At 73.3% G+C, this 21,233-nt stretch carries 25 protein-coding genes; 19 read left to right on the top strand and 6 right to left on the bottom strand.

Annotation, left to right across the window (positions count from 1 at the left end; all coding sequences use genetic code 11):
• Positions 1 to 45 precede the first annotated feature (45 nt).
• Positions 46 to 1,167 (bottom strand): glycerophosphodiester phosphodiesterase, encoded by a 1,122-nt coding sequence (locus LX15_RS29150; RefSeq protein WP_253673920.1) that lies wholly within the window; start codon positions 1,165 to 1,167, stop codon positions 46 to 48.
• Positions 1,168 to 1,447: 280 nt separating this feature from the next.
• Here LX15_RS29150 and purD point away from each other — a divergent pair, with 280 nt between their 5' ends.
• The 9 genes from purD (at position 1,448) to LX15_RS29195 (ending at position 8,603) form a co-directional block, all read left to right on the top strand.
• On the top strand, positions 1,448 to 2,719 hold the full coding sequence (gene purD, locus LX15_RS29155; protein ID WP_253673922.1) for a phosphoribosylamine--glycine ligase: 1,272 nt from the start codon (positions 1,448 to 1,450) through the stop codon (positions 2,717 to 2,719).
• Positions 2,720 to 2,818: 99 nt separating this feature from the next.
• Positions 2,819 to 3,181 carry a hypothetical protein gene (locus tag LX15_RS29160; RefSeq protein ID WP_253673924.1) on the top strand — a complete coding sequence of 121 codons (363 nt, stop codon included), beginning with the start codon at positions 2,819 to 2,821 and terminating at the stop codon, positions 3,179 to 3,181.
• Positions 3,182 to 3,234: 53 nt separating this feature from the next.
• A complete protein-coding gene (locus LX15_RS29165) occupies positions 3,235 to 3,801 on the top strand; it encodes a DUF3558 domain-containing protein (RefSeq protein ID WP_253673926.1) in 567 nt (188 codons plus the stop codon).
• A 36-nt stretch (positions 3,802 to 3,837) separates the two neighbouring features.
• On the top strand, positions 3,838 to 4,578 hold the full coding sequence (locus LX15_RS29170) for a hypothetical protein (RefSeq protein ID WP_253673928.1): 741 nt from the start codon (positions 3,838 to 3,840) through the stop codon (positions 4,576 to 4,578).
• Entirely contained in the window at positions 4,575 to 5,456 is an 882-nt protein-coding gene (locus tag LX15_RS29175; protein ID WP_253673930.1) for an ESX secretion-associated protein EspG, read from the top strand. Before LX15_RS29170 ends, LX15_RS29175 begins: the two co-directional genes overlap by 4 nt.
• A gap of 53 nt (positions 5,457 to 5,509) precedes the next feature.
• Positions 5,510 to 5,818 (top strand): hypothetical protein, encoded by a 309-nt coding sequence (locus tag LX15_RS29180; RefSeq protein WP_253673932.1) that lies wholly within the window; start codon positions 5,510 to 5,512, stop codon positions 5,816 to 5,818.
• Positions 5,819 to 5,834: 16 nt separating this feature from the next.
• Entirely contained in the window at positions 5,835 to 7,031 is a 1,197-nt protein-coding gene (locus LX15_RS29185) for a WXG100 family type VII secretion target (RefSeq protein ID WP_253673941.1), read from the top strand.
• A gap of 175 nt (positions 7,032 to 7,206) precedes the next feature.
• Complete coding sequence (locus LX15_RS29190; protein ID WP_253673943.1) at positions 7,207 to 8,388, top strand: pyridoxal phosphate-dependent aminotransferase; 1,182 nt, start codon at positions 7,207 to 7,209, stop codon at positions 8,386 to 8,388.
• 50 nt (positions 8,389 to 8,438) lie between these two features.
• Positions 8,439 to 8,603 carry a hypothetical protein gene (locus LX15_RS29195; protein WP_253673945.1) on the top strand — a complete coding sequence of 55 codons (165 nt, stop codon included), beginning with the start codon at positions 8,439 to 8,441 and terminating at the stop codon, positions 8,601 to 8,603.
• A gap of 9 nt (positions 8,604 to 8,612) precedes the next feature.
• Here LX15_RS29195 and LX15_RS29200 read toward each other — a convergent pair whose 3' ends face one another.
• From LX15_RS29200 to LX15_RS29210, 3 genes are all read right to left on the bottom strand, one after another.
• Positions 8,613 to 9,194, bottom strand: coding sequence for a YwqG family protein (locus tag LX15_RS29200; protein ID WP_253673947.1), 582 nt, complete (start codon positions 9,192 to 9,194; stop codon positions 8,613 to 8,615).
• A 325-nt stretch (positions 9,195 to 9,519) separates the two neighbouring features.
• Positions 9,520 to 10,116, bottom strand: coding sequence for an HAD family hydrolase (locus LX15_RS29205; protein ID WP_253673993.1), 597 nt, complete (start codon positions 10,114 to 10,116; stop codon positions 9,520 to 9,522).
• A gap of 53 nt (positions 10,117 to 10,169) precedes the next feature.
• A complete protein-coding gene (locus LX15_RS29210) occupies positions 10,170 to 11,183 on the bottom strand; it encodes a threonine aldolase family protein (RefSeq protein WP_301305463.1) in 1,014 nt (337 codons plus the stop codon).
• Between the two features lie 222 nt (positions 11,184 to 11,405).
• Here LX15_RS29210 and LX15_RS29215 point away from each other — a divergent pair, with 222 nt between their 5' ends.
• The 3 genes from LX15_RS29215 to LX15_RS29225 all read left to right on the top strand — a co-directional run bounded on the left by LX15_RS29215 (position 11,406) and on the right by LX15_RS29225 (position 13,353).
• Positions 11,406 to 11,924 carry a SigE family RNA polymerase sigma factor gene (locus tag LX15_RS29215; protein ID WP_253673949.1) on the top strand — a complete coding sequence of 173 codons (519 nt, stop codon included), beginning with the start codon at positions 11,406 to 11,408 and terminating at the stop codon, positions 11,922 to 11,924.
• A gap of 53 nt (positions 11,925 to 11,977) precedes the next feature.
• Positions 11,978 to 12,772 (top strand): hypothetical protein, encoded by a 795-nt coding sequence (locus tag LX15_RS29220; protein WP_253673951.1) that lies wholly within the window; start codon positions 11,978 to 11,980, stop codon positions 12,770 to 12,772.
• Between the two features lie 257 nt (positions 12,773 to 13,029).
• Positions 13,030 to 13,353, top strand: coding sequence for a DMT family transporter (locus tag LX15_RS29225; RefSeq protein WP_253673953.1), 324 nt, complete (start codon positions 13,030 to 13,032; stop codon positions 13,351 to 13,353).
• Here LX15_RS29225 and LX15_RS29230 read toward each other — a convergent pair.
• Entirely contained in the window at positions 13,319 to 13,888 is a 570-nt protein-coding gene (locus tag LX15_RS29230) for a DUF2231 domain-containing protein (RefSeq protein WP_253673955.1), read from the bottom strand. The two genes, LX15_RS29225 and LX15_RS29230, sit on opposite strands and share 35 nt — an antisense overlap.
• 98 nt (positions 13,889 to 13,986) lie before the next feature.
• On the opposite strand from LX15_RS29230, the gene LX15_RS29235 reads away from it, so the two are divergent.
• Positions 13,987 to 14,604 carry a TetR/AcrR family transcriptional regulator gene (locus LX15_RS29235; protein WP_253673964.1) on the top strand — a complete coding sequence of 206 codons (618 nt, stop codon included), beginning with the start codon at positions 13,987 to 13,989 and terminating at the stop codon, positions 14,602 to 14,604.
• A gap of 69 nt (positions 14,605 to 14,673) precedes the next feature.
• Here the strand turns inward: LX15_RS29235 and LX15_RS29240 are convergent, their stop codons facing one another.
• Complete coding sequence (locus LX15_RS29240; RefSeq protein ID WP_253673966.1) at positions 14,674 to 16,005, bottom strand: M14 family zinc carboxypeptidase; 1,332 nt, start codon at positions 16,003 to 16,005, stop codon at positions 14,674 to 14,676.
• A gap of 250 nt (positions 16,006 to 16,255) precedes the next feature.
• Between LX15_RS29240 and purB the strand changes: the two genes are divergently transcribed.
• The 6 genes from purB to LX15_RS29270 all read left to right on the top strand — a co-directional run bounded on the left by purB (position 16,256) and on the right by LX15_RS29270 (position 21,099).
• Positions 16,256 to 17,686 (top strand): adenylosuccinate lyase, encoded by a 1,431-nt coding sequence (gene purB / locus LX15_RS29245; protein ID WP_253673968.1) that lies wholly within the window; start codon positions 16,256 to 16,258, stop codon positions 17,684 to 17,686.
• A 2-nt stretch (positions 17,687 to 17,688) separates the two neighbouring features.
• Positions 17,689 to 18,519: an MOSC domain-containing protein gene (locus LX15_RS29250; protein ID WP_253673973.1), complete on the top strand. Its 831-nt coding sequence runs from the start codon at positions 17,689 to 17,691 to the stop codon at positions 18,517 to 18,519.
• Positions 18,520 to 18,583: 64 nt separating this feature from the next.
• Positions 18,584 to 19,336, top strand: a complete 753-nt coding sequence (locus tag LX15_RS29255; RefSeq protein ID WP_253673975.1) for an ESX secretion-associated protein EspG — start codon at positions 18,584 to 18,586, stop codon at positions 19,334 to 19,336.
• Positions 19,337 to 19,421: 85 nt separating this feature from the next.
• Positions 19,422 to 19,862: a hypothetical protein gene (locus LX15_RS29260; RefSeq protein ID WP_253673977.1), complete on the top strand. Its 441-nt coding sequence runs from the start codon at positions 19,422 to 19,424 to the stop codon at positions 19,860 to 19,862.
• Positions 19,863 to 19,864: 2 nt separating this feature from the next.
• Positions 19,865 to 20,461 (top strand): DUF3558 domain-containing protein, encoded by a 597-nt coding sequence (locus tag LX15_RS29265; protein WP_253673979.1) that lies wholly within the window; start codon positions 19,865 to 19,867, stop codon positions 20,459 to 20,461.
• Between the two features lie 83 nt (positions 20,462 to 20,544).
• Positions 20,545 to 21,099 (top strand): DUF3558 domain-containing protein, encoded by a 555-nt coding sequence (locus LX15_RS29270; protein ID WP_308213535.1) that lies wholly within the window; start codon positions 20,545 to 20,547, stop codon positions 21,097 to 21,099.
• The last annotated feature ends 134 nt before the right edge of the window (positions 21,100 to 21,233 follow it).

Below are 21,233 nucleotides of genomic sequence, written 5' to 3' on the forward strand. Positions count from 1 at the left end.
GGTCCGTGCGGCTGTCGGCCACCGCACGGACCCCCTTCGGACAGGTCAGGACCGCTCGGCGCGCGCCGCCAGGGCGGTGTCCGGGTTGTCGCTGAACACGCCGTCCACGCCCTGCTTCAGGAACAGGTCGTACTCGGCGAACGCCCTGCCGTAGTCCGCCGGGTTCGCGGAGCCGCGGAAGTCCGCCGGCAGGAAGGTGTTCTCGTTGCGGAACGTCCACGGGTGGACGACGAGGCCCTTCGCGTGCGCGTCGCGCACGAGCGAGGTCGGCTCCTTCAGGAAGCCCTTGTCGTCACGCGGGATGATGCGCGCCTTGCTCGGCCCGATGCCCCTGGCGTACTTCGCGATCTCGGCCAGCCCGGCCGGCGTCACGAGGTCGTCGTAGGTCCGCCGGTCCCCGGACTCCACGAAGTCGGCAGGGGCGCCGCTCTCGTCGACGAGCTGCACCAACGGCACCCGGAGCTGACGCCGCAGCTCCTTCAGGTTCGAGACCTCGAACGACTGCACGAACACCTTGGCGTTGGGCCGGTTCAGGCCGTTGCGGTTCAACGCGTCGACCAGGCGGGGCTCCAGGGCCAGCCCGGCCTTGCGGAAGTACGTCGGGTGCTTGGTCTCCGGGTAGATGCCGATGTCCCGGCGCAGCTCCTTCGACAACCGCTTCGCCAGGTCGATCACCTCCTGGAAGGTGGGCACCTCGTACCGGCCGTCGTAGAGGGTGTTGCGCGGGCGGTACTGCGGGATGCGCTCCTTGGCCCGCAGCGTCTTCAGCTCGGCCAACGTGAAGTCCTCGGTGAACCACCCGGTCAACGTCTGGCCGTCCACGGTCTTGGTGGTCTTGCGGGAGGCGAACTCCGGGCGGCTCGCCACGTCGGTCGTCCCGCCGATCTCGTTCTCGTGCCGGGCCACCAGCACGCCGTCCCTGGTGGGGACGAGGTCGGGCTCGATGTAGTCGGCGCCCATCCTGGCGGCCAGCTCGTAGCTGGCCAGGGTGTGCTCGGGGCGGTAGCCGGACGCGCCCCGGTGGGCGATGACCAGCGGGTGGGACGGGCGGTGCGCGGCCTCGACGGTCGCGGGCTCTGCCATCGCCGAGGGCAGAGCCGCGACGCCGACCAGGGCCATGGCGGAGACGACGACGCCGGTCAACCGGGTCGTCATGGCCTTCCGCATCGGGTGACCTCCTCAGTAGTGCCAACCACACGCGGCCTGGTGGGGACCGCTGCCCGGCCACCCTCACCGCGCCTTGCGACGTGCGGGCCACCGTAGGGGGTCGGCAGTCACACGTCGCGGTGAATGGACGGTGACGTTCGCGGCAGGGCGGACCGGCAGACCGGGGCACGTGTCACCCACGGTCGGGACACGAGATCCGCCGCTGGCGCCGGCGGTGGGACCGGAGGCGAGGGCGGGGTCCGCCCGAAGGTCCACCGGGCGGCCTCTACGCTGGTGCCCCGTGCGCGTCCTGGTGATCGGGTCCGGTGCCCGAGAGCATGCCCTGGTCCTCGCCCTGTCCCACGACCCCGCGGTGACCGCGTTGGCGTGCGCGCCGGGTAACGCCGGCATCGCGGCCCTCGCCGAGACGCCGGGGGTCGACGTCGGCGACGCCGCCGCGATCGCCGAGCTGGCCACGCGGTGGCGGGCCGACCTCGTGGTGATCGGGCCGGAGGTCCCGCTCGTGGCCGGCGCGGCCGACGCGGTCCGCGCGGCCGGGGTCCCGTGCTTCGGGCCGTCCGCGGACGCGGCCAGGATCGAGGGGTCGAAGGCGTTCGCCAAGGACGTCATGACCGCGGCCGGCGTGCCCACGGCGCGCGGCGAGGTCGTCGACAACCCGGCCCGGCTCGACGCGGCGCTGTCCCACTTCGGCGCGCCGTACGTGGTGAAGGACGACGGCCTGGCCGCCGGCAAGGGCGTCGTCGTCACCAGCGACCTGGACGCCGCCCGGGCACACGCGATGGGCCTGCTGGACGACGGCCACCCCGTGCTGCTGGAGTCCTTCCTGGACGGACCGGAGGCGTCGCTGTTCTGCCTGGTGGACGGGCGCACCGTGGTGCCGTTGCTGCCCGCCCAGGACTTCAAGCGGGTCGGCGACGGCGACAGCGGGCCGAACACCGGCGGCATGGGGGCCTACGCCCCGCTGCCGTGGGCGCCGGCCGACCTGGTCGACGACGTCGTGCGGCGCGTCGTGCAGCCCACCGTCGACGAGCTGGCGCGGCGGGGCGCCCCGTTCACCGGCCTGCTCTACGCCGGGCTCGCGCTGACCTCGCGAGGCCCGCAGGTGATCGAGTTCAACTGCCGGTTCGGCGACCCGGAGACGCAGGCGGTGCTGGCGCTGCTGCGCACGCCGATCGCCGGGTTGCTGCTCGCCACCGCCACCGGCCGACTGGCGGAGCACCCCCCGCTGGAGTGGGCCGAGGGCGCGGCGGTCACCGTCGTGGTCGCCGCCGAGGGCTACCCCGGCCGCCCGCGCACCGGCGACGTGATCACAGGAGCCGACGCGGAGGGCGTGTTGCACGCGGGCACCCGACGCCGCGAAGACGGCGCCGTCGTGTCCGCCGGCGGCCGCGTGCTGTCCGTGGTCGGGGTCGGCGACAACCTGGAGGCGGCCAGGGAGGACGCGTACCGGAGGGTCGCGGGAGTGCACCTCACCGGCTCGCACCACCGCACCGACATCGCGTTGCGCGCCGTCCGAGGAGAGATCACCCTCCCCGGAGGCGTGCAGGGCTGACGCGCCCGACCTCCCGACGGCACGCCCACGGGAACGGAACCGGATGTCCGGCCGTTACGTCCCCCTGACGGGAGGCGGTGGGCGTTCGGGGAGGTGGCCATGCCGTTCGTGTGGGGCGGGGCCGAGGCCGCGGGGTCGTCGGGTGGGGCGAACAGGGTGCTGCGGATCGAGCCCGACCATGTCGAGGAGGCGCTCGCGGTGTTCCGCCGGGCGCTCGACGAGCTGGAGCCGACGATCGCCAAGGCGCGACGGGGATTTCGGATGATCCCACCCGGCGCGGACCCGGTGAGCGTCGACGCCGCGGCGGCGATCAGCGGACGCGGTCTCGACGGGCCGAACCCCGTGCTGCGCGCGTGGGAGGGCGCGGTCGCGCAGATCCGCTCGATCGTCGACCAGCTCGAGCTGGCGCGAGCCCGTTCCGTCACCGTCGGGGCGCCCGCACACCACGATCGGGAGGCGTGAGCGTGTCGTCCTCGCCGCGCGGGAGTCGCTCCCCGGCCACGAGACCTCGCGCCGTGACCACCCTTCTGGCGCCCCTGGCCGTGGTCTGCGTCGTGGCCGGTGCGTGCGGTTCCCCCGAGGAGGACCCGGCGGCCGCACGACCCACGGCGACGAGCCGCCCGACCGGAGAGCGGCCACTGTCCGATGTGGACCCCTGTCGGCTGCTGACGCCGGCGCGACAACGGGAGTTGGGCGTGGACCAGCCGCCCCAGCCCGACCACGACCCCACCGTCGACGCCCCGAGCTGTGTGTTCTCCGCCCAGGCGACGGGGCTGCGGTTCGACGTGACCGCGGTCGGCGCCGTCACCCCGACGGACCTCGCCGCCCAGCGACGCCCCGACCAGCTCACGCGCGAGATCGCCATCGGAGGCGCGCCCGCGCGGGAGGTCCGGCCCCCGACGGACGGCGTCCCGGCGGACGCTCACTCCTGCGAGGTGGACGTCCCTGTCGCCGAGGGGCAGTTCCTCCGCGTGACGGTCGGTCAGCGCGGGACGCGAACTCCCCAGCCGCAGGACGCCTTGTGCGCCAAGACGGTACTGGCCGCCGAGGCGGTGTTGACCACCTTGCGGGAGCGGCGTTAGACCGGTCGCACGCAGTCGTGGGAGAAGGCGGGCCACATGGGTGAGTTCGGCCCGGGGCGGAACTGGTTGGCCGTCCCACACCAGCAGATCTATGACGACATCCACTCCGGACCCGGCGAACGGGGAGCCGAGGGCGCCCACCGCCGCTGCGCGGCGGTCGCCGCCGCGTTCGCCAAGGCCGAACGGGACATCGCCGCCGGCCTCCGTCGACTCGGCATCGCCTTCGAGGGCGTCGGGGCGCAGGCCGCGCTCGGCGCCGCCGGCGGGCTCGCGGCCTGGACCGCGGACGCCCGGCTGGGCGCGGTGATCGCGATGGACCTCGTGTCGGAGCAGATCGACGCGTTCACGCGCGCCAGGGACGCCATGCCCGTTCCGTCGCCGGCCGGCGACCAGGAGGACGTGGTGGAGGAGATCGCCGGCGTCTTCGACAATACGGCCGATCGCGAGCCTGTCGAGGAGGCGGCGCGGGAAGCACACGAACGTGCGGCCCGGCTCATGCGGGACTACGAGGCCGAGAGCCGGCGGGTCGTGGGCGCGGTGCCGGTCTTCGTCCCACCGCCGGACGTCGTCGTCGACGTGCCGGGCGCGGGCCTGGCTCCTCGGCCCCGCCGCGCTCCGGCCCCCGGCGGAGACGATGACGAGCGGCGCCGGCGACGGGAGTGCGCACACGAAAGGATGGTCGCCGGTGACAGGGGTCGGCGGATCAGCGACCATCGGACAGGTCCACCACGTCCTCTCGGTCCGCTCGGTGCGGGCGGCCGGAGACCTTCGCCGTGACCGGCCGCCCCACGACGCCGAGACCGGGGCCGGCGGTCGTGATCAGCGCCTCCGCCTTCCAGGTGGCGTGGGCCGAGCTGCGGCTCGGACCGCCACCCGTCGTGCTGCACGTGCCGGCTCGGGGTGTCCTGGCGCGGGAGCGGGCCCTCGTGGTCGCGGACGCGTGGGAGGAGCTGGAGCGCCTCGGCCTCGCGTCCCGTCGACGTCTCGACCCCGTGTTGGAGGACGCCCTCGTCATGCTCGCCCGACCCCGACACGCGGTCGACGCGCGCATCGGCACCGGCGGCCGCGGCGAGGCGCGCGTCCTCGCGGCGGCCAGCGGCGAGGTGGGTGTGCTCGCCGTGTTGCACGAGGCGTCGCTGCGACTGCGCCACGTCTCCGGCGCCGAGCTGGGGTGGCAGGCCGTCGCGTTGCTGGCCGACCGGCCGCCGGGGCCGGGCGAGGCGGTGTCGGCGCCCCGCGACGCCATCGACTTCGCCGTCGTGCGGGCAGGCCCCTCGGCCGCCGCCTTCGCGGAGGGGCTGATCCGGCGCGGTGTGCTGGCCGCTGACGCGCGGAGGCTGGCCAGGATGGTCGGGGGCGTCCGGCGGCGCGGTCAGTTCGGCGTGGCCGTCGTCGACCGCCACGGCCGGCGACGCCGCGCGCCCCGGGTGGTGGCCTTCCACGACACCGCCCACGGCCGCTACCTGGTCGAGGAGCGGGCCGGGGCGGACGGCCGGCGGTGGACGACGGTCGCTCCCGCCGACAACGCGTGCCTGGCGCGCCGGGTGCGGGATCTGCTCGACCGGGCACGTCACCTCTCCGAGGGACGCCCCGTCGAGGGGGCGATGATGCCCCGGCCGTGGCGGGCAAGGGTGTGGCCGCGGAACCGAACGTGATCGGCACCCGTCAGACTGGGCAGTCGCAGGTCGCCAAGAGGGGGTTGGCAGGAGTGGCAGTCAGCCAGTTCAACAGTGAGGCGTTGGAACAGTGCCGCACCACGGTCAGCAGTCAGGCCAGCCAGTTCGGGGCCATCGGCGACGGATTCCCCAACCAGTGCGGCAACCCGTCGATCTTCGGGAAGCTCGGCAGCTCCGGCGGGTTGTCCTCGGCGGTGGACAGGTTCACCGCGCTGGTGGGTGAGGAGTTCGCGGCGGCCGAGTCCCTGATGGGCAAGGTCGAGCGGGCGTTGGACGCGGTGCAGCAGAGCGTGCGGCAGGCCGAGGACGCCGCTGTCCACGCGATGACGCCGGCGAGCTGAGGCGCGGGGAGGGACGTTGAGCGCGAAGGACGAGGTGGCCGCCCTCCCAGGGGGGCAGGCGTTGGCCGAGCTCGCCGACAAGGTGGACGGCGACCCGGAGGCGATCCGCGGCATCGCCCGGCACTGGCAGGAGAGCGTGACCAGGTGCGGCGAGGCCGCCGGCGCGGTCGACCGCTCGGTGGCCGCGTTGGACGGGGCGTGGCAGGGCTCGTCGGCCGACGGGTTCGTCAGCTACATGGGGCAGTTCAAACAGGCGGGTTCCTCCCTCCAGGCGGCGCTGGGCGCCGCGGCCGGCGACCTCAACGCCGTCGCCGAGGCCCTCCAGTCCGCCGAGACCTCGGTGAACAACATCTGTGAGCGGTTGCTCCAGGAGGTCAGGAAGCTGCGGGCCGAGCACAAGGACAAGCCCGAGCAGGAGCTGAACGGCGCGATCGAGAAGCTGGTCGCCGACGCGACCAACGAGGCGCGGCCCAAGGTCGCCGAGGCCGAGTCCGCGGTGCAGGCCGCGCTGGGCAAGATCAACGCCCACGCCGGTGAGATCTCGCCGAAGTTCTCCGGCCTGCCGGCGCCCGACGGCCAGCCGTTCACCCCGGCGCCCGGTCGCAAGGTCGAGTGGACGCCCACGCCGCCGCCCAGCACGAACCCGCAGGGCGCCCGCTCCGAAGCGCCCTCGTCCCCCGGCGGCGGCCCGTCCGGCGGCGGTGGCGGCTACTCCGGAGGCGGGGGTGGCGGCGGTGGCTACTCCGGCGGAGGCGGTGGGGGCGGCGGCTACTCCGGTGGGGGTGGCGGTGGAGGCGGCGGCGGTGGCCTCGGCCCCAGCGGCGGACCTCCCCCCGGTGGCGGCCCGGCCCCACAGGGGCAGGTGGCCGAGTGGATCCAGCAGGCCATCGAGATCCTCAAGGCCCAGGGCTACCCCGTGGAGAAGATGAACCCGAACGACATCTGGATGATCATCCAGCACGAGTCGGGCGGGAACCCCCACGCCATCAACAACTGGGACTCCAACGCCGCCAAGGGCACCCCGTCCAAGGGACTGATGCAGACGATCGACCCCACGTTCAACCAGTGGTCGCTGCCCGGCCACAAGGACATCTGGAACCCGGTCGACAACATCATCGCCGGTGTCCGGTACGCCATCGAGCGGTACGGCTCGGTGTCCAACGTGCCCGGCGTCGTCGGCATGAAGACCGGCTCGGGCTACCGCGGCTACTGACGAGGAGCGGGCGTCGGGACGCGGGCCTCCGGCCAGCGTCCCGACACCGCGTCCCGGATCGCAGGCGCCGGCGATCCCGTGGGCGGGTTGAGCCGGACACGGTTGAGCCGGACACGGGCAACGATCTCCTTCTGTCCCGGGCGGTTCCCGCGCGCTCATCTGGCAGGCTGGCCCCATGTCGGAGCTGGTGTCGTCGTGGGGGGTGGCGCGACGCGCCGCCGTGCCGCCGTTCCATGTGATGGAAGTGCTCTCCGCCGCCGCGCGTCGGCAGCGGGACAAGGGAGACGTGGTGTCGCTGGCCGCGGGCCAGCCGTCGAGTCCCGCGCCGCGACCGGTGCGCGCCGCCGCCGAGGAGGCGCTCCGCCGCCACCCGCTCGGCTACACCGAGCAGCTCGGCATCCTCGAACTGCGCGAGGCGGTCGCCGGCCACTACGGGAGCCGGTACGGACTGGACGTCGCCCCCGACGACGTCGTGATCACCACCGGCTCCTCGGGCGGGTTCCTCCTCGCCTTCCTCGCCGCGTTCGACGCGGGCGACCGGGTCGCGCTGGCCCGCCCCGGCTACCCGGCCTACCGCAACATCCTCACCGCGCTCGGCTGCGAGGTCGTCGAACTGCCGTGTGGGCCGGACACGCGCTTCCAACCCACGGTGTCGATGCTGGAGGCGTTGGACACCCCGATCCGGGGACTGGTCGTCGCCAGCCCGAACAACCCCACCGGCACGGTCCTGGACCCGGCCGAGCTGGCGGCGCTGGCCAACTGGTGCGACGCCAACGGCGTCCGGCTCGTCAGCGACGAGATCTACCACGGCATCAGCTACGGGCGGCATCTCACGTCGGCGTGGGAGAGCAGCACGAACGCGGTGGTCGTGAACTCGTTCTCCAAGTACTTCGCCATGACGGGCTGGCGACTGGGCTGGCTGTTGGCGCCCCGGGAGCTGGTGCGGGCGATCGACCGCCTCACCGGCAACTTCACCCTCTGCCCTCCCGCGTTGGCGCAGCACGCGGCGGTCGCGGCGTTCACGACGGAGTCCTACGCCGAGGCGGACGCCCACGTCGCGAGGTACCGCACGAACCGCGACCTGCTGGTCGAGGGCCTGCGGAAACTGGGGATCGAGCGCGTCGCACCCGCCGACGGGGCGTTCTACGCCTACGCCGACGTCTCCCACCTCACCGACGACTCGATGGCCTTCTGCCAGCGGCTGCTGGACGAGACCGGCGTCGCCATCGTGCCCGGCGTCGACTTCGACCCGGTCGACGGCGGCCGGTTCGTGCGCCTGTCCTTCGCCGGGAGCACCGAGGACGTGGCCGAGGCGCTGGGGCGGCTCGGGGCCTGGTTGCCCACGCTCGGGCACTGATCCACCCGCCCGCGCGTTGTCACGGTGAACATCGACGGGGGAGGTTCTCCATGTGGCGGGTGATCGGCGCCCTGCTCGTGATCTGGCTGGCGGTGACCGTGCTCGGCGCGGTGATCAAGGGGCTGTTCTGGCTGGCCGTGCTCGGTGGCCTGCTGTTCGTCGCGACCGCGGCCGTCGGCTGGGTGCGACGGGGCAACCGGCAACTGCCGCGGTAGGCCGCCGCGTCAGGAGCACTGCCAGAGGAAGCGCCCCTCGCCCGTCGTGTCGTCGACGAAGGCGTAGGCCACGCCCGCGTCCCCGAAGTTGACGTCGAACGGGAGCTCGACGCTGTCGAGCTGGGTCAGGAAGCGCCAGGCCCCGGCGGGCGTCTCCTCGTCCTGGAGCCACCCGGGGACACCGCCGATGCGGGAGTGCAGGGAGTCCGCGTCGGCGTCCTCGGGCGGCGCGACCAGCTCGACCAGGTGGTCCTCGCCGAAGGTCGGTCCCCGCTGGAGCGCGGCGACGGTCAGGAAGTCCGGGACCCGGCCGGGGGAGCAGAAGCACGCGTTCTCGCCGGCCTCGGGCTCCCAGGTGCCGTCGACGTGCTCCTCGATGTCGTCGGTCAGGAACAGGTAGGCCAGCCGCGCCGGCTCGCCGGGCAGCCGCACCTGCCCGAGGAACCGCATCGGGCGGCCCAGCCGCGCGGACAGCGGCCAGCTCGGCTCGTCCAGCCACACCGGCTGCCCGCCGAACTTGGTCACCGGCTCCCGCACGGGTCGGCCGGCGGGCACGAACCGCAGGGCGTTCTGGTCCGGCGACAGGGACACGGGGCCTCCTCGTGATCGACAACGGCACGCTACCGCCGGCTGGTCACGAAGAGGTCGCCGCCCTCGGCGCTGGTCGTCGCCGTCGTCGGGGCGCGTGCCCCCGGGATCGGCCGATCACCCGGCCCGGGCCTTGCCCGCCCGCCACGCACCACGAGATCATGAATATTGGGGGTTCCCCCCAAGTAACACTGTTTTGGGCGTTGGTGACGCCTGGGCCAGCGCTGGCGACGTGCTGGCATGGCGAAATCGCGGTCTTCCCGGTTGTTCGCGCCCCTCCCGGCAGCAGCGACGGTGTCGACTGAGCGGGGAAGGGCGCGAACGACGGTCAGGGCAGGAGGCCGAGTTCGCGGAGCCTCGGGCGGGCCGACGCGGCGTCGCTCCAGCGGTGGGCGTGCAGGCCAGCCGCCTGGGCGGCGTCGACGTTGACCTGGCGGTCGTCGAGGAACAGGCACGCCTCGGGCCGCGTGTCCAGGCGGCGCACCAGCTCGTCCCAGATCTCCGGGTCGGGCTTGGCGGTGGCGAGGTCGCCGGAGAAGACCAGGTGCTCGAAGGACGCGGTCCACGGCTGCCGCTCGGCCGCCCTCGCGAACGGGACCGGGGCGTTCGACAGCAACGCCAGCCGCGATCCCGCCGCCCGCAGGTCCTCGACGAGCCGGACCGCGTCGGGATCGACCCCGAGCCAACCCCGGTTGTCCAGCTCGGTCAGCCGCTCCGCCGTGGCCTCGTCCACCGCCAGCCCGAGCCGCGCCCCGACCGCCCGCCAGTACTCCTGGTGCGGGCACCCCCGGTCGTAGGCGTCGCGCTCCGCCCAGTAGGCCGGCTCGAAGTCCGCGACCGGGACCCCGAGCGCCGCCGCCATGTCGGGCAACGCGTCGGTCCGGTGGCTGATGACCTCGCCGTAGTCGAAGACCACCCAACGAATGTCCACTTGCCGCCCCCAATGCGGTCGAACGTCCCCTGTACGGGGAACCGAACTCAGTGCGCGCCCAGCGTCGCGATCCGACGCAACGCGTCGTCGATCGCGGCGCGGTTGACGTCCCGGTGCGTCACGAACCGGACGGCGCCGTTCATCGGCGCGGCCAGCACGCCGACCTCGGCGAGCCGCCGCGACATCAGCTCGGCGTCCGGCGCCCCGGCGAGCACGATGTTGGTCACCGGCCGGTCGACCGGCCAGCCCAGCTCGGCCAGGCCGGCGGCCAGCGCCGCCGCGTTCGCGTGGTCGGCCGCGAGGTCGTCGATCCGCTCCAGGGCGACCAGCCCGGCCGCGGCCAGCACCCCGCCCTGCCGCACCCCGCCGCCCAGCATCTTGCGCAGGCGCCGGGCCTCCGCGACGAACGCGGCCGAGCCGCCCACGAGCGAGCCGACCGGAGCGCCGAGGCCCTTGCTCAGGCAGACCTGCACCGTGTCGACCCCGACCGTCAGCGCGGCCGGCGGCACCTCCAGCGCGACCGCGGCGTTCCAGATCCGCGCCCCGTCGAGGTGGACCCGCAGACCGCAGTCGACGGCGGCGGCGACGAGCCGCGCGTGCTCGTCGGGCGGCACGACGGTGCCACCGGCCGCGTTGTGCGTGTTCTCCAGGCAGAGCAGGCGGGTCCGCAACGCGTAGTAGGGGCCGGGAGCGCCGGCCGCCGCCCGCACCGCGTCGGGCGAGACCCGACCCGGCCCCGGCTCCCAGGCCAGCGCCTCGGGCATCCCGCCGGCGAGCCACGCGGGAGCGCCCAGCTCGTTGCCCAGCACGTGCGCCGCCCTCGGCGCCAGGAAGCGGTCACCCCGACCCAGGTGCGCCATCAGGGCGATCGTGTTGCCCATGCACCCGCTGGGCACCCAGAGCGCCGCCTCCACGCCGAGCAGCTCGGCGACCCGCTCCTCCAGCGCCCGCATGGTGGGGTCGCCGTCGAGCACGTCGTCGCCCACCTCGGCCGCGGCCATGGCGGCCCGCATCCGGTCGTCCGGCCGGGTCACCGTGTCGGAGCGGAGATCGATCGGCAGGGTCACGAAGGGATCACACCACACTCGCGGCTCGGTCTCGCTCCCTTTCCCCGGGCCGGGGACCGGTCGATCGCCGGAGGGGAGCCGGTCGCGCCGCCCGCGGCCTGAGTACCGTGTCGGCCACGCCCCCAGGGTGACGTGGATCTCGGTGACGGGTCGTGCAACCGGTTCCGGTGGCCGGTCCGTCCGGAAGGTGCAGGCACGACGAGCGGAGAGCCCCGCGTGGACCAGCGCGAGGAACAGGAGTTCGCGGAGTACTTCGTGGCTCGGCGGGAGGCCGTGCGTCGCATGGCGTTCCTGCTCTGCGGGGACTGGCACCGCGCGGACGATCTGGCGCAGACCGCGTTCGTCGCGTTGCACCGGCGGTGGAGGAAGGTCAGGGACAAGGGGGCGCTGGACGCCTACGTCCGCAAGACGCTGGTGCGCGCGGTGATCGACGAGTCACGTCGCCCCTGGCGGCGCGAGCGGTTCACCGACGAGGTGCCCGACACGCCCAGCCCCTCCGGGGAGCCGGGCGAGGAGGTGGCCACGCGGGAGGCTCTGCTCGCCGGCCTGCGACGGGTCCCGCCGCGGCAGCGCGCGGTGCTCGTGCTGCGGTTCCTGGAGGGGCTCGACGTCGCCGGCGCGGCCGAGGTCCTCGGCTGCACGGAGGGGACCGTGAAGAGCCAGACGGCACGGGGGCTGGACGCCCTGCGGGACGCGTTGGGCGACGCGTTGGACGACCTGAGGTCGGCGTCGTGAGCCGGGGGCGAGGGACCGCGGCGGGCGGTCGGTGGTCGAGGAGGTGGCGGTAGGTGGACGAGCACAAGCTCGCGGCGTTGTTCCGCGACGCCGCGCGTGACGCGCCACCGGCGTCCTTCGACGAGCGGGACGTGGCGGCGGCCTCGCGGCGGGCCACGGTGCGCCAGCGCACCGCGCTCGCGCTCGGCTCGGCGTTCGGCGTCGCGGTGCTGTTCGGCGGTGTCGCCGTCGGCACCGGTCTGTTCGACCGGGAGCCGGACAGCCAGCCCACGTCGCTGAGCGCGCCCGACGAGCAGGCCTCCGCCGCGCGGGAGCACGGCTCCCCACCGGCACCTCACACCGGGCCGGGGACACTGGACCCCGGGGCGACCGAGAAGGCGCCGTCCGCGCGCCCGCCCGGTGGCCCGCAACCCCACGACATCCCGGAGGACCCGCCTGAGCAGGGGGGCGGGACCTCGGGGAGCGCCGGTCCCGGGACCGGCGGCACCCGAAGCGGGTGCGGACCGGCGGACCGGGGGCTCGCCATCGCCCTCGCTGGCGAGCTCCCGGCCGCTGCCGGCCTGGAGCCCAACCCGGTCGCCGGGGACTGCCCGGCCGGCGCCACCGGAGCCGCCTTCGTGGTGCGGGACCGCGACGTCGTGGGCGTCGTGTCCGTGGTGCTCGGGCCGGAGGGCAGCGGCCGGGGGAGCGGCGAGCTGAGCCGCGCGGACGGGTCGCGGGGGTTCGTCGCGGTCACCCCGGGAGGACGTTCGCTGACGGTGTTGAGCCAGCCGCAGAAGGGCTCGACCACGCCTCCGTACGCCGACCAGGTGGCCGACGTGGCCAGACGTCTCGCCACCCGCTACTGAGCGCCGCCTCTTCCTTCTCGACGTCGACCGACCGTCGACCGACCAGCGCTGACCGCGCTGGTCGGCCGGCGAGCGCTGACCGGCGCGGGTCCGGTGCGGGTCCGGTGCGGATGCCGTCCGAGGTCGGGCGTCCGGACAGCCCGCGTCGGCCTGGACCTGCTTCGTCCCACGATCTGAACGCCCAACCCGGAGTCATCCCACCTTTCCTCGTGCGGTGCTACGTTCTGGTACGCCCGTACTAGAAAAGGTTGGTGGCCATGGCGTGGGTCGTCCTGTTGCTGTCCGGGGTCTTCGAGGCCGTCTGGGCGATCGCCCTCAAGCTGTCCGACGGCTTCACCCGCGTGGGCTGGGTGATCACGTTCGTCGTCGCGGCGGCGATCAGCCTCGCCGGCCTCACCTGGGCGCTCAAGACGCTGCCCGTCGGCCCCGCCTACGCCGTGTGGACGGGAACCGGAGCCGCCCTGGCCGCCGTGGTCGGCATGGTCTGGCTCGGGGACGGCGTCTCGACCCTGAAGATCGTGTCCCTGCTGCTGATCGTCGCCGGGATCATCGGGCTGAACCTGGCCGGTGCCACTCACTGACGGACTCGCTGACCGCCTCGCGCAGGTCCGCCGTGCGGAAACCGGCCGCCTGGTCGTGCTGGTCGGCGACCCGCAGGCCGTACCGGAAGGTGAGCTCGCCGCCCAGGAACGCCCCCGTGGCCATCAACACCACACCGACGAGCGTCAACACGAACGGCGCGGTGGGCGCGGCCCGGTCCGTCGGGGCGTTCCACCGCAGCACCAGGTCCACGACGAACACCACCAGCGCCGCGCTGTTCGCGGTCACGTGGAGCAACGCCATCCCCCGGACCCGGGTCCGCACGGGCACGAGCAACAGGTCGAGCAGGCCGGGCACGGCGGCGAGCGCCGCGCCCACGATCCCCACCCCGATCACCCAGGTCGCGGCCCTGGCCAGCGTTCCGGACTCGTACCCGGACCGCGCCGCCACGTCGAGCACGGCCGCCGACAGCCACGCCCCGATCGGCACCGGCACCAGCATGGGGTGGAACGGGTGGCCGTACGGTCCCGCCAGCCCGGAGACGGGACGTTTGGGTGACGCGTGCGTCCTGCGCATGACCCTCCTCCGAACGGGCTCCTTCCCTCGGCGGGATTACCCCCTCCTCGGCCGCCACAACCCGGGCCGCCGGGCCGGGGATGGCACGATCCGTAGCCATGTCAGTTGGCAGCCCGGCGAGCACACCCAAGGGGGAGCGCCGGCGGCAGGCCCTCGTCGAGGCCGCCGCCCGCCTCCTCGTCGAGGGCGGATTCGACGCCGTCCGGCACCGGGCGGTGGCCGAGCGCGCAGGGTTGCCCCTCGCCTCCACCACCTACTACTTCCGGGACCTCGACGACCTGGTCGCCGCGGCCGCCGAGCACCACGGCCGCAGCGAGCTGGCCAGGGGCTGGGCGAAGCTGGCCGAGCTGACCGAGGACCGCCTCGACGTCGACGACGTGGTCGAGGTGGTCCTCGACCAACTGCTCGGCCCCGCCTCCGAACGCGACGCGGAGGCGGTGCTGCTCCGGTACGAGCGGCTGGTCGCCACGGGCCGGCGGCCGCACCTGCGCCCCCTGATGCGGGAACTGTCCGCCGGCCTGCACGAACTGGTGCTGGAGACCCTGGCCCGCTGCGGGATCCCCGCCGACCACGAGCGGGTCGACCGTCTCGTCGCCCTGGTCGACGGCACCGTGGTCAACGCGTTGATCGAGGTGCATCCCGACCCGAGGGGCGCCGCCCGACGCATGCTCCACTCGGCGTTGGAGGAGGGCAGGGCGTCGGAGAAGGGCGAATAGGACGGGCGGCCCCGGTGAGGGCGGCGTCGCGGGACCGTCGGACCCACGACGCCGCCCGACGCGGATCGGTCAGGTGGTCTGGTAGGGCGCGGCGGCGGCCTTGGCCGCCGTCATCAGCGCTCCCCGGTTCTTCGGCCAGAACACGCTGTTGACGCACGAGTACTGGGGGAAGAACCCGCCGCACGAACCGCTCGACGACCCGATCTCGAAGGTGAAGCTCGCGACGCCGAGCACACCGTAGGTGTAGTCGTCGGTGGTTCCCGTCGTGCTGTACCCGACCGTGTCACCGTTCGTGCCGACGACATAGCCGTTGGACTGGGCCATCTTCCGGCCCAGGGCCCGGAGTTGGGCGTCGTTGGGCGCGGGCCGCTCGGTCCACCCCCACGGGGTGATGATGTAGTTGCCGTAGCTGTGCAGCGTGATCATCACGCCGGTCGCGTCCCGGGGCGCGGGATCGTCGTCGCCCTGCCCGCGCCGGTCCGGGAAGAGCGCCGAGAACCACGTTTCCAGGGCGCGGGTCTCCGGCTCCGACGCCGCGCGCGGACCCTGGTAGGTCTCGGCGCAGGGCCGTGTGGAGTCCCCACCCCACCTGAAGCTGGAGTTGCGGTTCAGGTCGATGCCGATCGTGGTGCCGCCGCAGGCGCCGTTGCTCGTGTTCGCGTTCTTGCGCTGCATCCTGGGCCGGTCGCCGCCCGAGGCCACGATGTCGACGCCGTCCGGGTTCGCGATCGGCACCACCCAGACCTCCGTGCTGTCCAACACGGAGGTCACCTCCGCGTCGACGCCGTACCCGCCGGCCAGGTGGTCGATCCACCGCCACGCCACCTCGCCCGTGGCCAGCTCCCTGGCGTGGATCTGCGCGATCACCGCGAGGCGCGGTTTGGCGGCGTTCGGCCGGAGCGCGCAGTCGCCTTCCTTCTTCCTGGTCAGGCAGATCGCCTTGATGTCGTGTCCGCCCAGGCCCCTGGTCCGGCGCCAGCTATCGCCGATGTCGACCACGGTCGCCAGGCCGGGATGCGCGGCGGCCACCTGGTCCAGGTGCGCCTCGTGCGCCGCCGGCGTGTGGTACCCGCCGTAGAAGGTGTCGGCGGGGGCGTTCTCCGCGCCCTCGACCGGCTTGTGGACGGTGTCGTGGAAGCGGGGCCGGTAGCCCAGGTCCCGCAACCGGTCGGCGGTCGACGCCGGCCCCACGACCAGGACCGCGTCGTCGTGTGTCTCGACGACGTCGAAACCGGCGTCGGCCAACGCCCTGGCCTGCGGGCCGGACGCCGCCACCCGCCACACGGAGGGAGGGGGGTCCTCAGGGGGCGGGGATCCGGCGACGGCCGGAGCCCCGGAGAGCGCCATCGGTAAGACGAACGCCGCGGCGAGCAGCGCGCGACGCAGCAGGGATCGCGACATGGGAAACCTCCCACCGGGCGACGACATGGGCAGGGGGATGGCGTCGCCGCGCCGGTGCCAGCCAGTGTCGGGATCGGGACGCCCGCCGGAACCCGCCGATCGTCGGGTTCGCCCGCTCCGCGCGGGCCCGGCCACCCGCGCCGCGCCTCCCCCGGCCCGCCCTCCGCGACACCGCTCGCGCGGGCGCTGACCTGGGGTGTCGTCGGCGACCCCCGGGGCGGCCGCCGACGCCAACGCCTAGGCTGCACCCGTGTCGAAGCCGCGCATCCCCGACGTGCTCGCCGCCCGCTACGCCTCCGTGGAGCTGGCCCGACTGTGGTCGCCGGAGAACAAGGTGGTGTTGGAGCGCCGACTCTGGCTCGCCGTGCTCCGCGCCCAGGCCGACCTCGGCATCGAGGTCCCCGAGCAGGCCCTCGCCGACTACGAGCGGGTGCTGGAGCGGGTCGACCTCGCCTCGATCGCCGAGCGGGAGCGGGTCACCCGACACGACGTCAAGGCCAGGATCGAGGAGTTCAACGCCCTCGCCGGGCACGAGCACGTGCACAAGGGGATGACCTCCCGCGACCTCACCGAGAACGTCGAGCAGCTCCAGGTCCGGTTGAGCCTGGAGCTGGTCCGGGACCGGTGTGTGGCCCTGCTGGCCCGGCTCGGCCGGCTGGCGGTCGAGCACGGCGAGCTGGTGATGGCCGGCCGGTCGCACAACGTCGCCGCGCAGGCCACGACGCTGGGCAAGCGCTTCGCGACCGCCGCCGACGAGCTGCTCGTCGCCTTCGGCCGGCTGGAGGACCTGCTCGCCCGGTACCCGCTGCGGGGCGTCAAGGGCCCGGTCGGCACCGCCCAGGACATGCTCGACCTCCTCGGCGGCGACGCCGACCGGCTGGCCGAGCTGGAGCGCAGGGTCGCCGAGCACCTCGGCTTCGCGCACGCGTTCACCAGCGTCGGCCAGGTCTACCCCCGGTCGCTGGACTTCGAGGTGGTCACCGCCCTGGTCCAGCTCGCGGCGGCCCCGTCCTCGCTGGCCAAGACCATCCGGCTGATGGCCGGCCACGAGCTGGTCACCGAGGGCTTCAAGCCCGGCCAGGTCGGGTCCTCCGCCATGCCGCACAAGATGAACACCCGGTCGTGTGAGCGGGTGAACGGGCTCGCCGTCATCCTGCGCGGCTACGCCTCCATGGTCGGCGAGCTGGCCGGCGACCAGTGGAACGAGGGCGACGTCTCCTGCTCGGTCGTGCGTCGCGTGGCCCTGCCCGACGCCTTCTTCGCCTTCGACGGGCTGGTCGAGACGTTCCTGACGGTCCTGGACGAGTTCGGCGCCTTCCCCGCGGTCATCGCCCGCGAGCTGGACCGCTACCTGCCGTTCCTGGCCACGACGAAGGTGCTCATGGCCTCCGTGCGCGCCGGCGTCGGCAGGGAGACCGCGCACGAGGCGATCAAGGAGCACGCGGTGGCCGCCGCGCTGGCGATGCGCGAGAAGGGCGCCGAGCGCAACGACCTGCTCGACCGCCTGGCCGCCGACGAACGCGTCCCGCTCGACCGCGAGGCGCTCGACGCCGTGCTCGCCGACCGGCTCCCGTTCACCGGGGCCGCGTCCGCCCAGGTCGCCGAGGTGGCGCGGCGGGTGGAGGAGGTCGTGGCCCGATACCCCGGGGCCGCCGCCTACACCCCCGCCCCGATCCTGTGAGCGTGAACGCGCCCGCCACCGTCCACTCGCTCACGTACTACCCCGTGAAGGGGTGCGCGGGCATCACGGTGGACCGGGCGGAGGTGACCGCCCGCGGCCTGCGCCACGACCGGGAGTTCATGGTTGTCGCCGCGGAGACCGGCCGTTTCCTGAGCCAGCGCCGGCTTCCGTCGATGGCCGTCGTCCAGCCTCGGATGCTCGACGACGGCGACACGCTCGCGCTCAGCGCTCCCGGCGTCGAGGACCTCAAGGCCGGCGTCGTCGAGGACGGGCCGCGCCGGGAGGTGAGCGTGTTCTCCTTCACCGGGCAGGGCGTGGACCAGGGCGACGACGCCGCCCGATGGTTCGGCGTGGTGCTCGGCGTCGACTGCCGCCTCGTCCGGGTGCCCCCGGACCACACGCGGGTTAGCTCCGGCGAGACCGGGGGCACGGCCGGGTTCGCCGACGGGCACGCCCTGCTGGTCGCGTCACTGGCGTCGCTGGCGGAGCTGAACCGCCGCCTCGCCGAGCGGGACGTCGCCGCGCTGCCGATGAACCGGTTCCGGCCCAACGTCGTCCTGGACGGCTGGACCGAGCCGCACGCGGAGGACCTGGTGCGGTCGGCCCGGCTCGGCGAGGTGGAGATCGGCTACGAGAAGCGGTGCAAGCGGTGCGCCGTGCCCACCGTCGACCAGGAGACCGGGCGCCCGGCCGGGCCGGAACCGACCCGCACCCTGGCCACCTACCGCGGGGGCGCGGAGGAGGGCGGCGTGGTGTTCGGCATGAAGGCGGCCGTCGTCCGCCCCGGCGTCGTCTCGGTGGGTGACACGGTCACGGTTCACCGCTGGGCCTGATCCCGATCCCACACGCCGCCCGGCAGGATGGGGGGACCCACGGACGCCGGAGGGGGCCAACGACGTGCCGATCGCGCTGGACCGGGCCGAGTTCAACGTGCTGTGGCGCCGCATGGAGCTGGGCGCGAGACCGCTGGTCCTCGTGACAGCCGAGCACGGCTCCACCCTCGACGAGGCCGGCCAGGTCGACGACGCGGCCTGGGCGGCGCTGGGCGCGCGCCAGCTCGTCGGCGACGACGGAACCGTGCACCCCGACCTGGACCTCGCGTTGCGCGTGGTCTCCCAACCCTCGGTCGCCGTCGACCTGAGGTGGGCCACCGGTCCCGGCCGGGAGGTCAGGGCGCTGTCCGCGGTCCGGGGCGAGACCGGGATCCTCGCCGTGCTCGCCGACGACGTGGTCCACCTGGACCTCGTGCGCGACACCGCGTTCGTGGACGCCGCGGTCGGGGTGCTGCCCCCGACGCCGCCCGGCCCGGGCACCGCGGTGAACGTGCCCAGCGGCGCCGTCGAGGAGGCCACCCGCCAGGGCGGCGACGACTACGACTTCGAGTCGGCGCTGCTCGACGCCGGCGTGCGGGCGAGCGAGGCGCGTCTTCTCGTGGACATGGTCGGCGGCGACCGGGTCGCCGCCGGCCAGTTCGGGGCGTCCTCGTGGGACCAGTGGGGCGCGCGCACCCGCGCGCCCTGGGTGATCTCGGTGACCGACACGCCGCGCGGCCGCTACGCGTTCTACGAGCGCTCCGGCTGGTTGACCGTCGCCCCGGTGGACCACCACCGCCTCGTCGACCTGCTCCGCGAGCTGGTGCGGTCGCTGTGAGCGACGACTTCGGCCAACTCGACGCCACGCGCGGTGATCGCCAGGCAGACTGGGTCGGGCACCGCTACCAATCGGGGGAGGAGCCATGTCGACAGTCGAGGGCTGGCTGAACCTGGTCGCGCCCGTGCCCGCGAGTTTCGCGGCGGCCACCGGCGCCGTGGCCGGGGGCGCTGGTGCCGCCACACCCACGGCGGGCGCCTCGGGTGCGCCTGTCGGCGCGCCGGTCGCCCGGTTCAGCATCCGCACCGAGGATGCCCCACGCCTCAAGGCCAAGTTCAAAGAGGCCATCGAGGAGATGAACAAGGCCCTGGAAATGGCCTACCTCCTCCGGCATACCCGGCCTCCGGGAGAGGACCCCGCGAGTGGGCAGGCGGTGCAGAAGCTGGCGGAGAAGATCACCTCAGACGAGGGATCGTTGACGATGGCCATTGACAGCACGATCCAGGCGTTGCAGTCGGTGATCGACCAGATTGACCAGGCACTCGGGCAGTACCAGGAAAACGACACTCTCCCCATGAGGTCCTGAACATGCGGTCTCCTCGTCTTCGTGACGTTGTGCTGCTGCTCGCTGGAGCCCTGGTGCTAAGCGCCTGCGGTTCCGTCACGAGCGGCACCCCGATCGCGATCCCGAGTGTCAGTGACAGGTCCTCTTTGTCCGCTGGTGCCGCTTCGTCAGAGAACAACGAAGTCCCTCGGGTCACCAATCCGAAGAACCTCCGCGGAGTTGACCCCTGCCAGATGCTTACCCAGGCCCAGCTCAGGGAGTTGGGGGCATCGTTGGAGGGAAAGCCGGACCAGGCTCCGTGGGGAGAGACGCTCTGTAGGTGGGTGGACGACATCAGGGTGACGGTCGCTCCCGACACCAAACGGCGCGGATTGGCCGAGGTGTACGCCAGGAAGAAGAGTTTCAACAGTTTCCAAACCAGCTCGGTTGCAGGGTATCCCGCCGTCAGGGCCGACTTCGGCGCTATCCGATGCAACCTGAACGTGGGTGTGGCGAACGACCAGCTCCTGCTGATCCAGTACTCCAACAACGTGAGCCGGAAGCCTGAGCACAAGGACACGTGCGTGTTCGCTGAGCGGATCGCGGCCGAGGTGCTGAAGAACCTGCCTGCGGGCGGGTGATCGGTGTGGTGGTGAATGGTGGAGTGGGTCGGGAGTCTTCTCGGGAGGGGTGGGTTCGGTTCGCGTGTCTTGGTGTGGGGGCTGTGCTTCTTCTCGGGGTCGTCTCGTGTGGTGAAGCGATGAGTGGGACGCCGGTCACAGCCGTCAACACGGTGACAAGCGGTGGCGGTCAGGCGAAGTCGGGAGAGCCTGATCCTTCGGTCCCCAGGGTGAGTAACCCGAAGAGGTTGCGGGGGAGCGATCCGTGTGCACTGCTGACGCAGGCACAGCTCACCGCCCTTGGACTGCCGTCGGCGAACAAGGCCGCCCAGGCTCAGTGGGGTGAGGCGAAGTGCACTTGGTCAGGGGATATCAGGGCGACCCTGAGCCCGGACACCAAGGGGCGAGGCCTGGCTGACTACTACGCGCGGCAGAAGGCGTTCGACAACTTCAAGAGCAGTCAGGTTGTCGGCTACCCCGCTGTTTGGGCTGATTTCGCGCACACGATCTGTAGTGTGATGGTCGGCGTCGCCGATGACCAGGTCTTGGTCGTCCATGTCGGTTCGGTCAGTTCGCGGAGCAAGGCGCAGGGCAATCCGTGTGGCTACGGGGAGACGGTCGCGGCCGAGGTGCTGAAGAACCTGCCTGTGGGCGGGTGATCGGTGTGGCGACGAATGGTGGAGTGGGTCGGGAGTCTTCTCGGGAGGGGTGGGTTCGGTTCGCCTGTTTTGGCGTGGGGGCTCTGCTTCTCCTCGGGGTCGTCTCGTGTGGTGAAGCGATGAGTGGGACGCCG

This window comes from Streptoalloteichus tenebrarius (assembly GCF_024171885.1).
GTDB classification, from domain to species: Bacteria; Actinomycetota; Actinomycetes; order Mycobacteriales; family Pseudonocardiaceae; genus Streptoalloteichus; species Streptoalloteichus tenebrarius.

Excerpts from the sequence above, each read along its gene's own strand:
- LX15_RS29225 (WP_253673953.1), top strand. The coding sequence starts at position 13,030 with ATGGCGTGGGTCGTCCTGTTGCTGTCCGGGGTCTTCGAGGCCGTCTGG.
- LX15_RS29150 (WP_253673920.1), bottom strand. The coding sequence starts at position 1,167 with ATGCGGAAGGCCATGACGACCCGGTTGACCGGCGTCGTCGTCTCCGCC.
- LX15_RS29230 (WP_253673955.1), bottom strand. The coding sequence starts at position 13,888 with ATGCGCAGGACGCACGCGTCACCCAAACGTCCCGTCTCCGGGCTGGCG.
- LX15_RS29260 (WP_253673977.1), top strand. The coding sequence starts at position 19,422 with ATGTCGACAGTCGAGGGCTGGCTGAACCTGGTCGCGCCCGTGCCCGCG.
- LX15_RS29265 (WP_253673979.1), top strand. The coding sequence starts at position 19,865 with ATGCGGTCTCCTCGTCTTCGTGACGTTGTGCTGCTGCTCGCTGGAGCC.
- LX15_RS29190 (WP_253673943.1), top strand. The coding sequence starts at position 7,207 with ATGTCGGAGCTGGTGTCGTCGTGGGGGGTGGCGCGACGCGCCGCCGTG.
- LX15_RS29195 (WP_253673945.1), top strand. The coding sequence starts at position 8,439 with ATGTGGCGGGTGATCGGCGCCCTGCTCGTGATCTGGCTGGCGGTGACC.
- LX15_RS29235 (WP_253673964.1), top strand. The coding sequence starts at position 13,987 with ATGTCAGTTGGCAGCCCGGCGAGCACACCCAAGGGGGAGCGCCGGCGG.
- LX15_RS29160 (WP_253673924.1), top strand. The coding sequence starts at position 2,819 with ATGCCGTTCGTGTGGGGCGGGGCCGAGGCCGCGGGGTCGTCGGGTGGG.
- LX15_RS29170 (WP_253673928.1), top strand. The coding sequence starts at position 3,838 with ATGGGTGAGTTCGGCCCGGGGCGGAACTGGTTGGCCGTCCCACACCAG.
- LX15_RS29240 (WP_253673966.1), bottom strand. The coding sequence starts at position 16,005 with ATGTCGCGATCCCTGCTGCGTCGCGCGCTGCTCGCCGCGGCGTTCGTC.